The organism is Trichocoleus desertorum AS-A10 (genome assembly GCF_039962155.1).
In the GTDB taxonomy this organism is placed as follows: Bacteria; Cyanobacteriota; Cyanobacteriia; order FACHB-46; family FACHB-46; genus Trichocoleus.
This window is the reverse complement of the sequence record NZ_JAMPKN010000019.1, coordinates 17,695-31,128: the sequence shown is the minus strand read 5'-3', so window position 1 is coordinate 31,128 and position 13,434 is coordinate 17,695. Positions and strand designations below refer to the sequence as shown.

Genomic DNA, 13,434 nt, shown 5'->3' with positions numbered 1-13,434 from the left:
GACATTTACCTGTCATGCCCTTGCTCCTCACTAACGCTGAACTCCCAAGTTCTATTGTTTCTCTTCGTCGTGCCCCTAGTTATGTTAGATCAAGCAACTCACCTGATGATTTCGTCTTTTATAGAAGCATCAGCAATCATTAAGGCAGTTGTTTTTTTTATCGTTTGGGTTGTGGTTTGGTTGCCCTTGGGAATTCCGCTAGCGATCGCGCTCAAGTGGCAACCCCCTCAACCCATTACTCCTTCACAAAAATTACCTTTACTCGCTCCCCTTTATTTAATTGCCCCTCTAATTCTCTGGGGGTTTGCTCGAATTCAAGGAGTGCCTTTCTTAGGTTATGGCTTAACTGGAACGGTTCCCTTCTTCGGCTCTTTAGGATTAGGACTGATTTTAGGTGTTTTAGGCTTAGCAGTTTTGTTCGGGTTCCAAGTAGCTTTAGGTTGGATTCAGTGGCCGCTATCCTCTCAAATTTCACGACAAAATTCTGTTTCTGAAGCTGGCAAAACTAGCAGCTGGAGTTGGCGCATCTGGCTACCAACGCTGGTATTAGGAATTTGGGTGAGTGTGACTGAAGAACTAATTTTTCGCGGGTTTCTTCTGAATCAATTGCAGCAAGACTACTCGCTTTGGCTGGCAGGCGCGATCGCTAGTAGCATTTTTGCGGTCCTGCACTTGGTTTGGGAAGGGCCTGAGAATATTCCCCAATTACCCGGACTTTGGCTCATGGGCATGGTGCTGGTGCTGGCCCGCCAAGTGGATGGTGGCAGTTTGGGACTCGCTTGTGGCTTACATGCTGGGTGGATTTGGGGCATTGCGAGCTTAGATGCGGCTCAGGCGATCGCTTATACGGGTAAGGGGCCAACTTGGATGACTGGGTTAGGCCAGCAGCCACTGGCAGGAGTGATGGGTCTATTGTTTCTGGTTGGAACTGGGGTAGGGCTTTGGTGGTTGGGTGCTGGGGGCTTCATTGCCAACCGCTACTAAGCAATGCGACTGACAGTGATTAAGGTGACTGGGTTGAGAGGGGCGAAGCGGGTGAGAGGACCGACGGGGACTGACCGCGCGAGTTGGACTTGTATTAGATGATGCTGCCAAGCTGGCGGTTGAGCTGGGGCGTTTTGCTGCTCTAGCCAAGCCAGGGCTTGAGTCAAGTGCTCCAGGGTGGCTAAGGCTAGAACCAAGACACCTTGAGGCGCTAAATGGGCTGCACAGACATCCAGAATCTGGCTCAGGTTGCCGCCACTGCCACCAATAAAGATGCGATCGGGAGCGGGGAGTGAATGCAATGCTGCGGGAGCGGGGCCGTGAATAACAGCGATATTTTCTAACTGAAAGCGATCGCGGTTTTGTTGCACTAGGCTAATTCCGATCGCAGTTTTTTCGATGGCGTAAATTTGACCATCTGGGATGAGACGGGCGATCTCAATGGAGACAGAGCCTGTGCCTGCCCCAATATCCCAAATCACTTGCCCGGGTTGGAGTGCCAGTTCGGCGAGCACTAAAGTCCGCACCTCACGCTTGGTCATGAGGTTGGGGCGATCGCTAAAGCTGATAAATGCTGAATCTGGCAGACCGAACAGAGGTAAAGTTTTGAGGTCTAAAGGTTCTGTATGGCTTCCGGAGCGCAGCAAAATTACGACATTCAGGGGAGCAAAGGCTTCCAATCGCAACGCTTCTGGAGACCAGGCTTGCACTCGTTCTTCAGGGCTACCTAAGTTCTCACACACCCAAACTTGATAGCGCTGGGGCAGGTCGAGGCTTTGCAGCAGGTGGGCGATCGTGGCGGGTGAATGGGTGTTGTCTGTTAAGACAGCAATTTTGGCTACGCCTTGTTGAATGGCTTGAGTTAGCTCCTCTAAGGAACGTCCGTGGGCGCTAATAATGCGAGCATCTTGCCAGGGAATTTTGACGCGATTAAAGGCAAGTTGAACGGAGCTGAGATGCGGATAAAACGTTAATTGTTCAGCTGGTAGTTCGGCTAGCAGCAACCGTCCCAAGCCAAAAAAGAGGGGGTCACCGGAAGCCAAGACTACAATTCTAGGAAGAGGCGTTGCGGTTGCAGTTGCTGCTAAATGTTGGCGGATTGTCGCGATCGCTTGGGTGAAATCTCCTAGCTTCAGTTTTTCGCCTGAGTGTTCTGGAAAATAGCTTAAATGGCGATCGCTTCCGACCAGCAGCGTCGCTTCAGCCACTATTTTCTGAACGGCAGGACTGAGACCAGCGGCTCCATCTAAGCCGATTCCGACTACATGGATGGGAGTCATTGGCTCGTTAATTAATGAGATTGATTAGTCGAATGAGTCGGCAAGAGGGCGCGATCGCAGTTTGGTTCTAGCGCTTCCAGAACGTGGCTTGGTTCTAGCGGTTTAGGCTGTTGCTCCCAAGCCAACACCAGCAAGGCATTTAAGATCGCTGCTGCAACCGGAGAACCACCTTTGCGGCCCTCCACACGAATCTGCGGGATTGGGGTGGCGGCTAGCGCTACTTTCGACTCCACCACAGAAATAAACCCAACGGGGGCTCCAATCACCAAGGCAGGCGCTAAACCAGCAGTACCTGAATGCGCCTGTAGCTGCTGACAGAGCGCTAGCAAAGCGGTGGGGGCATTCCCAATCACCACGATCGCCTGGGGAAACCGCTGCAAACATTCAAGCAATCCAGTTTCTGTGCGAGTTTTCCCAGGGGGAGCCTCTGTCACTTGCTCCACCGCACTGATCAATGGATTGCCGAAGGTTTGCGCCACCATATTGGCGACACCCTGTTTCACCATGCCGACATCAGTAATGATCGGGCAGCCCTGTTGAAGAGCCGCGATCGCAGTCGCAATAGCTCCGGGGCTAAACCGGAGCAGTTGCTTGAAGTCGAAGTCAGCCGTACTATGAATCACTCGTCGCACGATCGCATATTCAGTCGCGCTAAAGCTGTGATCCCCGATTTCCTGGTCAATCACCGCAAAGCTCTGCTGCATGATGGGATGCATGGGCAAATTCATAGGTAGCTCAGTAAGAGGGCTAAATTACAAGGCTAAATTTCGAGGCTGGGCCAATCCGGTTCTCGATAATAGCGTGTCATGTTATCAAATTTTCGGAGTTCGGCGCGGTAGGCCCACATCTCCTGAGGCACACCTGTGATCCACTGCTGATTCAACTGGGTGAATTGCTCGCTGAGACGATCGCGGTCTAGCTCAGGCGGAATGCTACCGAAGTAGCCTAGAGTCACATGGGCCGTGAAGTGATATTGCTGCTCGATTCCTAAAGCCATCAAGCCAGGATTTTGGTAGATCGCTCGGCGGAGTTGCAGTAGTTGCTCGTAGGCGACTTCTTCCTTGGGAACCAAGCCAACTCCAATCGCTCGTGGCATCACAATTAAGCCCACCGCTTGTAAGCGTACAGGGTGGGATTGCGGGTGCATCCGCTGGTACTGCTGAAAACTCTGAGCCATGCGATCGCAGAGTTGCTGCTCAAACTCTGGGTTTTTGGCCGCATCACGATAGGCATGATCCCAAATCAGGTCTGCCACGGTGAGGTGGAAGCTGTCCGGCGGTAGAGGCACGAATAGATTAGGATCAAGCTGCTGCTGGAGTTGCGCTTGGAGCGCCTGCAAATTAGCGTAGAAAGCCTGATTTTCAGTTTCTTCGCCCCCTGGTGGGGTGACTATGGTGTAACCCGGAAACGCTACTGCCTGCCGCTCGCCTCCCACTTCTTGCAGTTGGAACTTAGGAGACTCTTGAATATTTTGCAATTGAGATTTATAAGTCTCTGGCAGAGGTAGCCGTAGCACTCGATTCACATAAGTTTGATAATTATCGTCCAACTCTCGATCGCCTCGCGCGTTCAGGTGCTCTGTATGCCAATTTACCTCTATTGGGGAGAAGATGACTTTGCGATCGCAAAAGCTGTTACAACCCTGCGCGATCGCACCCTCGATCCAGATTGGACCAGCTTTAACTTCGACAAGATTTCAGCAGAGCAGAGCAATGCCGTTCTTCAGGCGCTCACGCAAGCAATGACACCCCCGTTTGGGATGGGGAAACGGTTAGTTTGGCTCGAAAACACTACCCTAGGGCAGCAATGTCCAGAAACCGTTTTAACAGAGCTAGAGCGCACTTTACCCGCCATCCCAGACGCCTCGGTGTTGCTGCTGACAGCCCGCAACAAACCAGACGGACGACTCAAGTCCACCAAATTGCTCCAGAAATATGCCGAGATCAAGGAATTCTCGCCAATTCCGCCTTGGAAAACAGATCAACTGCTCCAGCAGGTCCGCCAAGTGGCTCAAACAGTAGGGGTGACGCTAACGCAGCCCAGCATGGAGCTCTTGGCAGAGTCGGTCGGTAACAACTCCCGACAACTCTATAGTGAACTAGAAAAATTACGGCTCTATGCGGGCGATCGCGCTCAACCCCTAGAAGCAGAGGTAGTAGCCAGACTAGTCGTGGTGAATACCCAAAATAGTTTGCAACTGGCCGCCGCGATCCGCCAAGGCCAAGTCGGTGAAGCGTTGGAACTCGTGGCAGGTCTCCTCAGTCACAATGAACCAGCGCTGCGGGTTGTAGCGACTTTGATCGGCCAGTTTCGCACTTGGTTGTGGGTCAAATTGATGCAGGAAGCTGGGGAACGCGATGAGCGGGCGATCGCTCAAGCCGCCGAAGTCAGCAATCCCAAACGGATTTATTTTCTCCAACAAGAAGTGCGCAGCCTGTCCTCTCAGCAACTCCAGCAAACATTGCCCCTGTTGTTGGAACTAGAACTGAGCCTTAAGCAAGGCGCAGAAGAGCTCGCCGCTCTACAAACTAAAGTGGTTGAACTTTGTCAAATTTACCAGCGCTAAGCGATGCCATCCATTGGGTTTAATTGTCTGGTTTGTGAGGAGGCAACATTGCTCAAATGTCTATCCCACACCTGGAACTTAGCCTATATAAAATAGTTCAACAAGAATAGATTTGGGATTGTTCTAGTTTTTGTTCTGTCACATCGGATTATGATGAACTCTTGCCGTTCCCTCGTGCCATTTCACCCTCAAATGCTTCGTACCTTGACTGCTAAACTGCAACAGCCTCGGATGCAACTGGTTTCACAGTCCTTCGCGATTGGTTTCTTAGCCGCTGTTGGCCTTGCTTCTGGCTGGGTTCCTAGCTTATCAGAGCGCTCTCCAGAGCAAATGTTTAGTACGGCTGCTGTGGCTCAAGCGGCACCCAGTGCAGCAGAACTCAAAAGTTACGCTCGCGCTGTGTTGGCGGTAGAAGAAGTGCGCCAGGTCTCTTACAGAGACATTAAAAAACTTGTCGGCTCTGGCGGCATTCCGGCGATCGCTTGTCATAGACCCAAGAGCTTACAAGGATTGGCCCAAAACGTTCGCGGAATTGCAGTTGAGTATTGCAACAAATCTAAAAAAATTGTTGAGAGCAACGGCCTGACGATCGACAAATTCAACGCCATTACCGTGAATGTTCAGAGTGATCCAAATCTAGAGAAGCGGGTTCAAGCGGAGTTATTGGAGCTACAAAAGCCATCTAGATAAATTTTGAGCAGCAACAAAACTCACCTCTGCTGCATGACTTCAGAACGGCAAATGTTCACCCAGTTGATGGTTTAGATGTAGCGCCGAAGATGAACAATCTTTAGAGAGGGGATCGAGGCTGGCCTGAAGTCCCAATCCCCTCCCAGCCAAAATTTAGCCCTTCCACCTGCTTCAGAAATCCTTAAGATAAACCTGGTTGATAACTGCATCAATTTGAGACTTAAAATGCTGTTCTCTGTCATAGAGGCGGCATTTTTTGATCCGTCAGAATGTCGATTAACCGGATCTCGATTGACTTTGTACCACCCCGAAAAAATGAGGGCAACGGCTCAAAGCAATCAACCTAGCGGTTTATAGTAAGCAGGAGTGAGGTTGATCTCCTGGAAACACTGTTCTGAGTCATGCTGACGTTGACCCACCGTTTATCTGCTGATGTTGCGATCGCCGTTGATCTCACCCTAGCCCTCACCGCCGAGGAGCGTGCCCGCAGCCGCTATCAACTTGCCACAGAAGCGGGGCAGAGCGTGCGATTGCAGTTGCCGCGCGGCACAGTGCTACATCATGGAGATCTGCTGCAAGCCGAAACTGGGGATGTCTTGGTGCGGATTGCCGCTAAGCCTGAACCCGTCTTGACTGTGAAAGCGCAGACTTCTCTAGAGCTTTTGCGAGCAGCCTACCACTTAGGAAATCGTCATGTTGCTTTAGAGATCACGGCGGATTATCTGCGTCTCTCTCCCGATCCAGTCCTCCAATCGATGCTGGAGCATCTGGGATTACAGGTAAGCGCAGAAATCGCAGCCTTTCAACCAGAAGTTGGCGCTTATGGGCACAGTGGACCTAGCCATGCCCATTAGTCTGCAACCTCAAGCACTACTGAGTTTGCTCCAACTAGCTAGTTCTGCTTTACCTGTAGGAGCCTACAGTTACTCAGAAGGTCTGGAAGCACTCGTAGAGGCAGGCATCATTAAAGACAAACTGAGTCTAGAACACTGGCTACAACAGGAATTGCAAGTAGGGGCCATTCGACTCGAAGCAGCAATCATGCTCCACGCCTACCATGCCACCCAAGCAAGCGATCGCCCTGCCCTGCGTCATTGGAACGCTTGGCTCTCAGCCAGCAGAGAAACAGAAGAGCTGCGCCAACAAAGCTGGCAGATGGGCTACTCTTTAGGCCGCTTACTTCAAGAACTCCAGCCAGACTTAGCACCTGTAATTCAGGCCTGTGGCGAACCTTGTAATTTCGCGATCGCCTTTGGCATTGCCGCTGCCAGTTGGCAGATTGACCCCGAAGCAGCAATTTTAGGCTATCTCCACAGTTGGGTTACCAACCTGATGAATGCAGGCGTCAAACTAATTCCCTTAGGACAAACGGCGGGCCAGCGACTTCTAGTGGAGCTACAGAGTTGTTTGAGTAATGCCACAGGGGAAATTTTAGCCTTGAAGGATGAGGATTTATGCAGTTGTGGCTGGGGCCTAGCGATCGCCAGTATGGCTCATGAAGTGCAGTACAGCCGTCTCTTTCGCAGCTAGAAGTTCTTCCAAGTTACAACTTTGTGTAACCAGTAATTCCTTGTGATCACCAGTAACGATTAGCTAAGACTAGGTACAAATTCAACAAGATTAGGAATTACTAAGTGGATATGAGCTGATGTAGCTGTCTGCTGGGCTAACGCTGCCGACTCTCCTCAACTCTGTAGGACGATAAGGTAGGAGCTATGGATCTGCACAAACTTTCCTATTTGAAACAATGGGCGATCCGTTATCGAGGCATCCTGGGATTCCTCTTTTTGGTGATTGCGGGCTACCTCGGCAACTATTGGCGGTGGTCTTTTTTCTTCAATATCGACTTTTTGTTTGGCAGCATTGCCACTTGGATAGTCGTTTGTCTATATGGCAGCATCTGGGGCACTGTTGCCGCTTTTGTGGCTAGTCTCTGCACCTATATCCTTTGGCACCATCCCTATTCCATCATCACGTTTACTGCTGAAGCTTTATTTGTAGGCATCTTCTTTCATCGACGGCGACAAAACATCGTCTTACTGGACGCTCTCTTCTGGATACTGATTGGCATGCCGTTGGTTTGGTTGTTTTACGGCAACCTCCTACAGTTGGATGCCATTCAAACCACCATCATTCTGCTGAAGCAGCCCGCCAATGGTATTTTCAATGCCTTAATTGCCAACTTGATACTGACTCACTTACCGATTCATCGCTGGGTCGGTCGCCCCCAAGCCATTAGCACCCTCTCTCTCCAACAAACCCTCCTCAACTTATTAGTTGCCTTCGTTTTCTTCCCTACCCTAATGCTGATGGTTCTAGATGGCCGCCAAGTCATGGATAACATCAGAACCTCATCTGCTGTGGAATTAAGCGTTGCTTCTACTAATCTGGTGGTTGAGGTCCGAGCTTGGTACAACCAGCGCCTCACCGCGGTGACACAGCTAGCCCAACTGGCTGCCCGCACTCCTCTTGACGCTACGACTCCAGCTTTGCGGCAAAGCTTGGAACTCACGCAAGATATTTTCCCTGACTTTCTTAATTTGTCGGTAGTAGATCGGACAGGCATACCGATTCTGAGCACGCTCAGCGCTACAGCTCAAGTAGACACCACCTATTCTGCTCTGCCCCCCACGCTGTCGCTCAGCCAGCTTCAGGCTACATCTCAGCCTCAGCTTTTCACCCTTGGCACTCAGCAGCAAACCCCTGGCAGCATTCATCTTTGGCTCTGTGCTCCCATTCAGCAGCGTGGGGTTCTCTCTGGGTTTGTTTTGGGTGAAATTGATGCTGACACTGGGGTGGGTGCCATGATTCGATCGCATGTGACCGAGCAAGGGCTCCAGGTGACTTTAGTGGATGCGGCTCAGAGCGTGGTTGCTAGCACGGATGCCAGTCGAGTCGCCACACCACAGTTCAATCGGAAGCAGCAAGGAGAAGTGCAAGCGATTGGGCCTAGAACCTACCAGTGGTTTCCTGTCCTTGGCAGTCCTTTAGTCATGGTGCGGTGGAGCAATTCGTTCTTTGTGCAAGAAACTCCGATCGCCCTCCAACTGCCTTGGACCTTGATTGTAGAACTACCTGCTAAACCTCAAGTTCACCGGATTGAGCAAGTCCATACCCAAAATTTGACCATCTTATTACTCATTTCCGGAACAGGCTTAATCTTTGCCACCTTGATCAGTCAGAGCTTAATCAATCCCCTCTCAAAACTTGCTGACGTTACAACCAATTTGCCTTACAGGTTGCTGGAGAGTGAGTTGACTCGGTGGCCGCGTAGCTCTGTAACCGAGTTAGATTCGCTGGTGCAAAATTTTCAGTCGATGGCGGCGAGCCTCACTCAAAAATTTTGGGAAATCAAAAGCGCCAATGAACTGCTAGAGCAGCGAGTGCAGGAGCGTACCCAGCAACTCGTCGCCATTAACACTGAACTGGCGGAAGAAATTAGTGAACGCCGCAAAGCTGAAAAGGAACTGGGAACACTGGTAGCTAAGTTGGAGCAAAGCAACCGAGAGCTGCAAGATTTTGCCTCTGTCGCTTCCCATGACCTCCAAGAGCCGCTCCGCAAAATCCAAGCGTTTGGCGATCGCTTGAAGCTGAAATGTGCTGATTCTCTGCCTCCCGAAGGTAAAGACTATCTAGAGCGAATGCAAAATGCCGCTCAGCGGATGCAAACGCTGATCAACGATTTGTTAGCCTTCTCACGAGTGACGACTAAAGCCCAGCCCTTCATTCCTGTAGACCTCGGCACCATCGTCCAAGAAGTTTTATCTGATATCGAAGTGCAGATCCAGCGAGTTGGCGGATGTATCGAAGCTGACTATTTACCGACGATAGAAGCTGATCCCTTGCAGATGCGGCAATTATTCCAAAATCTGATTAGTAACGCCCTGAAGTTTCATCAAAGCGATCGCCGTCCGATTGTCAGCATTTCAGCTCAGCTCCTAGAGGCTGCCGACTCACCAACCCCGCTTCAGGCTCCTAGTAATCGGCTCTGTCAAATTTTCGTCACAGATAATGGCATTGGGTTTGATGAAAAGTACCTCGATCGCATCTTTACTGTGTTTCAGCGACTGCATAACCGCAGCGACTATGAAGGTACCGGGGTAGGACTCGCCATTTGTCGCAAAATTGCTGAACGCCACCGAGGTAGTATCACAGCTAAAAGTAGCCTGGGCCAAGGCACCACCTTTATTGTCACGATCCCGATTCAACAAACTCTATGAAGCAAGGCGCTAGCAATCTCCCCGGTAAACCCATCACCATCTTGATGGCCGACGATGATGAAGACGATCGCATGCTGGCGCGTGAAGCTCTAGAAGAATGTCGCCTCGCAAATAATCTCCATTTTGTTCAAGACGGAGAGGAACTATTGGACTATCTTTATCATCGGGGTAAGTTTGACTCCCAAACTCAGTCGCCGCGTCCGGGTTTAATTTTGCTAGACCTCAACATGCCGCGCAAAGATGGTCGGGAAGCATTACAAGAGATTAAAGCTGATCCAGAACTGCGCCAAATCCCCGTTGTAGTTCTTACGACCTCTCAAGCCGAGGAAGATATTTATCGCACCTATGATTTAGGAGCCAATTCTTACATTACTAAGCCTGTTACTTTTGAGTCGTTGGTAGAAGTGATGAAAATTCTGGGCCGATATTGGTTTGAAATTGTCGAGTTGCCCTCAGAAGACTGAGCTGCAGCAGCTAGGATTGGGAACAGTGTTAGATAAAGGGCTTTGGCACTGCTTCTGGGTTGACTCGTAGCACTTCTGGATTGATTCCAGGTAACGCTAAATTTGCCGATCGGCACAAGGCTGGATCGCGGTGGGTGTTTTGTCCCAACTCCGAAGTTAGGCATTCACAACTTTCAGACCACTGCTGCTCTGTCAAAATTAGTTTCTCCACAACTGCCTCTGTGAGGGGTTGGAAGAAGAAATAACCTTGGCCGTATTCACATTCCAAGGCCCGCAGTTGCGTCAGTTGTTCGGCGGTTTCCACTCCTTCTGCCGTCACATGGATACCCAGGTTATGCGCCAGGGTCACGATCGCCCGCACAATTTCGGCACTTTCATCATCGGCTCCCAGGCGCTTCACAAAAGAGCGGTCGATTTTGAGTTGATCAATGGGGAAGCGATGTAGATAGCTCAGCGATGAGTAGCCAGTGCCAAAGTCATCAATGTGTAGTTGCACACCCAAGGCTTTGAGCCTCAGCAGCATTTTAGTGGCAGATTCAGCGTTCTCCATCATCACGCTTTCTGTAATTTCCAGCTTCAAGCTCCGCGCATCCAAAGCGGTGGCTTGCAAAATCTGCTCAATTTGCCCAATCAAGTCGGGCTGCGAAAATTGCTTTCCAGACAAATTCACGCTCATGGTGAGAGGGAAACTGGTAGAGAACTGTTTTTGCCACTTTTGCGCTTGCTGACAAGCTTCACGCAACACCCAAAGCCCCACCGGAACGATCAATCCTGTTTCTTCGGCTACCGGAATAAATTCGGCAGGCGACATTAAACCGCGCTCTGGATGCTGCCAGCGAATCAAGGCTTCAAAGCCGTGAATTCTACCCGTGGTGAGGGAGACAATGGGTTGGTAATGCAGCCGCAGTTCTTGCCGCTCGATCGCCCGTCGCAAATCGGTTTCTAGATGGAGCAACTCTACAGCTCGCAAGTGCATGGTGCGATCGAACACTTTGTGGCAGGCGCGGCCCAGAGATTTGGCCCGATACATGGCAGTGTCGGCATCTCGCAGCAAATCTTCTGGCCAATCGTACCCGGTTTCACTTAAAGCAATGCCAATACTGACCGAGGTGAAAACTTCCTGGCCTTGCAGATTGAAGGGAGACTGGAGGGCGTGATGAATGCGGTTGGCAATCCGAGTCGCGTCATCGAGATCGCTAATATCGTCTAGCAGAATGGTGAACTCGTCTCCACCCAAGCGAGCCACGGTATCTCCTCCCCGCAGACAAGCCTCCAGACGACGAGCGATCGAAATCAACAGTTGGTCGCCAATCATGTGGCCCAAGCTGTCATTAATTACCTTAAAGCGGTCTAGATCTAGGAAGAGGACGGCAAACAAGTTATTGCCTGGTCGCTTCGAGCGCTCAATCGACAGCCCCAAGCGATCCATAAACAGGGCGCGGTTGGGAAGCCCTGTCAAGACATCATGGAAGGCGTCATGCAGAAGTTGTTTTTCGACTTGCTTGCGACTGGTGACATCGGTTTGAGACCCCGCCATGCGCGAAATCTTGCCATCGGCATCCCGCACAGCTAGTCCTCGGCTCAGCATCCAACGATAGGAACCATCTTGATACTGCATCCGATGCTCGCTTTCAAAGTGGGGTGACAGCCCTTCTAGGTGCAGATCGATCTGAGCCTTCAAGCGCTCTATATCCTCGGGATGAACTCGATGCAGCCACTCTTCTGGGCAACTGCCAATTTCATCTTCTTGATGACCCAACATCGATTTCCAACGGGGGGAAAAGTAAATTTCATTGGTTTTTAGATTCCAATCCCACAAGCCATCGTTAGCTCCTTGAACTGCTAGGGCGTAGCGCTCTTGGCTTTCTCGTAATGCTGCTTCGGCTTGCCTGCGGCCAGTGACATCGTTTTGCAAGCCAATGAAGTTGATCAGTTTGCCATCGCCATCAAACACGGGGTTGATAGTGAGTTCGTTCCAGAAGGGGGTGCCATCTTTGCGGTAGTTCAGCAACACCTGCGTAATAGATCGATGGGTTGCGATCGCCTGCCGCATCTCATCGACATGAACTGGATTGGTGTCAGCGCCTTGCAAGAACCGACAATTACGGCCCAAGACTTCCTCAGGGGTGTAGCCCGTCATCTTGGCAAATCCGGGATTGGCAAAAATAATTGGGTTTTCGGGCAGGTTGGGGTCCGTAATCACCACCCCAATCGTCATATTGGCGATCGCAGAAGCCAACTGGCTGTTTTCCCGGACAATTGCCTTGAGGGAGGCTTCGGCTTGCTTTGCCTCGGTAATGTCAATGGCCATGCCATCAATGCGATCGCCTTGGCTGCCTCCGTCGTAGACTACGTGCGCCCGGTCATGAATCCATCGCACTCCGCCTGTAGGCTGGAGAATTCGGTACTCTAAATTCTTGAAACCTACTTTGAGCAGATGCTCTGATGCGGCTTTGACCTGCTCCAAATCCTCTGGATGCACCACTTCCAGCCACAGCTGGGGATTTTGGTAAAACTCCGCTACAGGACGACCGTAGAGCGCGGCAGCGGCAGGACTAATATAGATGGTCTCAAAGGTTGTAGCCGAAATCGACCAAACTACATCTTCGAGGGAAGCTAAAATTCCTTCCAGACGCGACTCGCTGGCTCGGAGGGCTTCTAGGGTGCGCTTCCGTTCAATCGCGTAACGAATGGCTCGCTCTAATAAAGCAGCATCAATTCGACCTTTAACTAGATAGTCCGCCGCACCAGCTTGCATCGCCGCTACATCAATTTCTTGATCACCTTGTCCGGTGAGCAGGATAATAGGAGCGCAGCAACCTTGAGCGATCGCTGCCTGCAACAGCTCCAAGCCATCATGGAGCCCTAAGCGGTAGTCGATTAAATAAATGTTATGCCGATGCTGCCCCATCAAAGTCAGCGCCGCTTCATAGGTCTGAACCCATTCCAGGGTAAACTTATCACCCTCAATTTCTGAGAAGAGCGATCGCGTGAGAACGTAGTCGTCCTCGTCATCTTCAACCAACAGCACTTTGATGGGGTACTGATACATATGGTTATCTAATATACAAATTAACCTTATCTTAAAGTTTTGGTCGGTTACCGACATTGCCCAAATTTTGCTCTCATACACATAAATGTGCCCTGATCTTAAATTTTTGATGCCGGAGGATTGAGATTATAATTCGTGCTGCAAAATTTAATGCTCTTCAGAAGTTTTTCAGCCATTT

11 protein-coding genes are annotated in these 13,434 nt (G+C 50.7%); 7 read left to right on the top strand and 4 right to left on the bottom strand.

What is annotated here, in order from left to right; genetic code table 11:
* Positions 1-105 precede the first annotated feature (105 nt).
* Positions 106-984, top strand: a complete 879-nt coding sequence (locus NDA01_RS20810; protein ID WP_348229453.1) for a CPBP family intramembrane glutamic endopeptidase — start codon at positions 106-108, stop codon at positions 982-984.
* On the opposite strand, the gene cbiE is transcribed toward NDA01_RS20810, so the two are convergent.
* The 3 genes from cbiE to NDA01_RS20795 are packed head-to-tail and all read right to left on the bottom strand — an operon-like array spanning position 981 to position 3,813.
* Complete coding sequence (gene cbiE / locus NDA01_RS20805) at positions 981-2,264, bottom strand: precorrin-6y C5,15-methyltransferase (decarboxylating) subunit CbiE (protein WP_348229452.1); 1,284 nt, start codon at positions 2,262-2,264, stop codon at positions 981-983. The two genes, NDA01_RS20810 and cbiE, sit on opposite strands and share 4 nt — an antisense overlap.
* Before the next feature lie 11 nt (positions 2,265-2,275).
* Complete coding sequence (locus tag NDA01_RS20800; protein ID WP_348229451.1) at positions 2,276-2,992, bottom strand: cobalt-precorrin-8X methylmutase; 717 nt, start codon at positions 2,990-2,992, stop codon at positions 2,276-2,278.
* Between the two features lie 32 nt (positions 2,993-3,024).
* Positions 3,025-3,813 (bottom strand): DUF1868 domain-containing protein, encoded by a 789-nt coding sequence (locus NDA01_RS20795; protein WP_190555790.1) that lies wholly within the window; start codon positions 3,811-3,813, stop codon positions 3,025-3,027.
* 33 nt (positions 3,814-3,846) lie between these two features.
* Here NDA01_RS20795 and holA point away from each other — a divergent pair, with 33 nt between their 5' ends.
* From holA to NDA01_RS20765, 6 genes are all read left to right on the top strand, one after another.
* Positions 3,847-4,830, top strand: a complete 984-nt coding sequence (holA, locus tag NDA01_RS20790; RefSeq protein ID WP_348229450.1) for a DNA polymerase III subunit delta — start codon at positions 3,847-3,849, stop codon at positions 4,828-4,830.
* A gap of 150 nt (positions 4,831-4,980) precedes the next feature.
* The gene (locus NDA01_RS20785; protein ID WP_348229449.1) at positions 4,981-5,520 is read left to right on the top strand and encodes a DUF4168 domain-containing protein; all 540 of its coding nucleotides are present in this window, start codon (positions 4,981-4,983) and stop codon (positions 5,518-5,520) included.
* A gap of 401 nt (positions 5,521-5,921) precedes the next feature.
* Entirely contained in the window at positions 5,922-6,374 is a 453-nt protein-coding gene (ureE, locus tag NDA01_RS20780) for an urease accessory protein UreE (protein ID WP_190432629.1), read from the top strand.
* On the top strand, positions 6,343-7,050 hold the full coding sequence (locus NDA01_RS20775) for an urease accessory protein UreF (protein WP_348229448.1): 708 nt from the start codon (positions 6,343-6,345) through the stop codon (positions 7,048-7,050). Before ureE ends, NDA01_RS20775 begins: the two co-directional genes overlap by 32 nt.
* A 185-nt stretch (positions 7,051-7,235) precedes the next feature.
* Positions 7,236-9,740, top strand: coding sequence for a sensor histidine kinase (locus NDA01_RS20770; RefSeq protein WP_348229447.1), 2,505 nt, complete (start codon positions 7,236-7,238; stop codon positions 9,738-9,740).
* On the top strand, positions 9,737-10,204 hold the full coding sequence (locus NDA01_RS20765; RefSeq protein WP_199296007.1) for a response regulator: 468 nt from the start codon (positions 9,737-9,739) through the stop codon (positions 10,202-10,204). The genes NDA01_RS20770 and NDA01_RS20765 overlap by 4 nt, the downstream gene beginning before the upstream one ends.
* A gap of 28 nt (positions 10,205-10,232) precedes the next feature.
* Here the strand turns inward: NDA01_RS20765 and NDA01_RS20760 are convergent, their stop codons facing one another.
* On the bottom strand, positions 10,233-13,256 hold the full coding sequence (locus tag NDA01_RS20760) for an EAL domain-containing protein (protein WP_348229446.1): 3,024 nt from the start codon (positions 13,254-13,256) through the stop codon (positions 10,233-10,235).
* Between the last annotated feature and the right edge of the window lie 178 nt (positions 13,257-13,434).

What these genes read in the sequence shown, in the direction of transcription:
- NDA01_RS20810 (WP_348229453.1), top strand. Translation starts at nt 106, where the DNA reads ATGATTTCGTCTTTTATAGAAGCATCAGCAATCATTAAGGCAGTTGTT.
- NDA01_RS20785 (WP_348229449.1), top strand. Translation starts at nt 4,981, where the DNA reads ATGATGAACTCTTGCCGTTCCCTCGTGCCATTTCACCCTCAAATGCTT.
- cbiE (WP_348229452.1), bottom strand. Translation starts at nt 2,264, where the DNA reads ATGACTCCCATCCATGTAGTCGGAATCGGCTTAGATGGAGCCGCTGGT.
- ureE (WP_190432629.1), top strand. Translation starts at nt 5,922, where the DNA reads ATGCTGACGTTGACCCACCGTTTATCTGCTGATGTTGCGATCGCCGTT.
- NDA01_RS20770 (WP_348229447.1), top strand. Translation starts at nt 7,236, where the DNA reads ATGGATCTGCACAAACTTTCCTATTTGAAACAATGGGCGATCCGTTAT.
- NDA01_RS20760 (WP_348229446.1), bottom strand. Translation starts at nt 13,256, where the DNA reads ATGTATCAGTACCCCATCAAAGTGCTGTTGGTTGAAGATGACGAGGAC.
- NDA01_RS20765 (WP_199296007.1), top strand. Translation starts at nt 9,737, where the DNA reads ATGAAGCAAGGCGCTAGCAATCTCCCCGGTAAACCCATCACCATCTTG.
- holA (WP_348229450.1), top strand. Translation starts at nt 3,847, where the DNA reads ATGCCAATTTACCTCTATTGGGGAGAAGATGACTTTGCGATCGCAAAA.
- NDA01_RS20775 (WP_348229448.1), top strand. Translation starts at nt 6,343, where the DNA reads ATGGGCACAGTGGACCTAGCCATGCCCATTAGTCTGCAACCTCAAGCA.
- NDA01_RS20800 (WP_348229451.1), bottom strand. Translation starts at nt 2,992, where the DNA reads ATGAATTTGCCCATGCATCCCATCATGCAGCAGAGCTTTGCGGTGATT.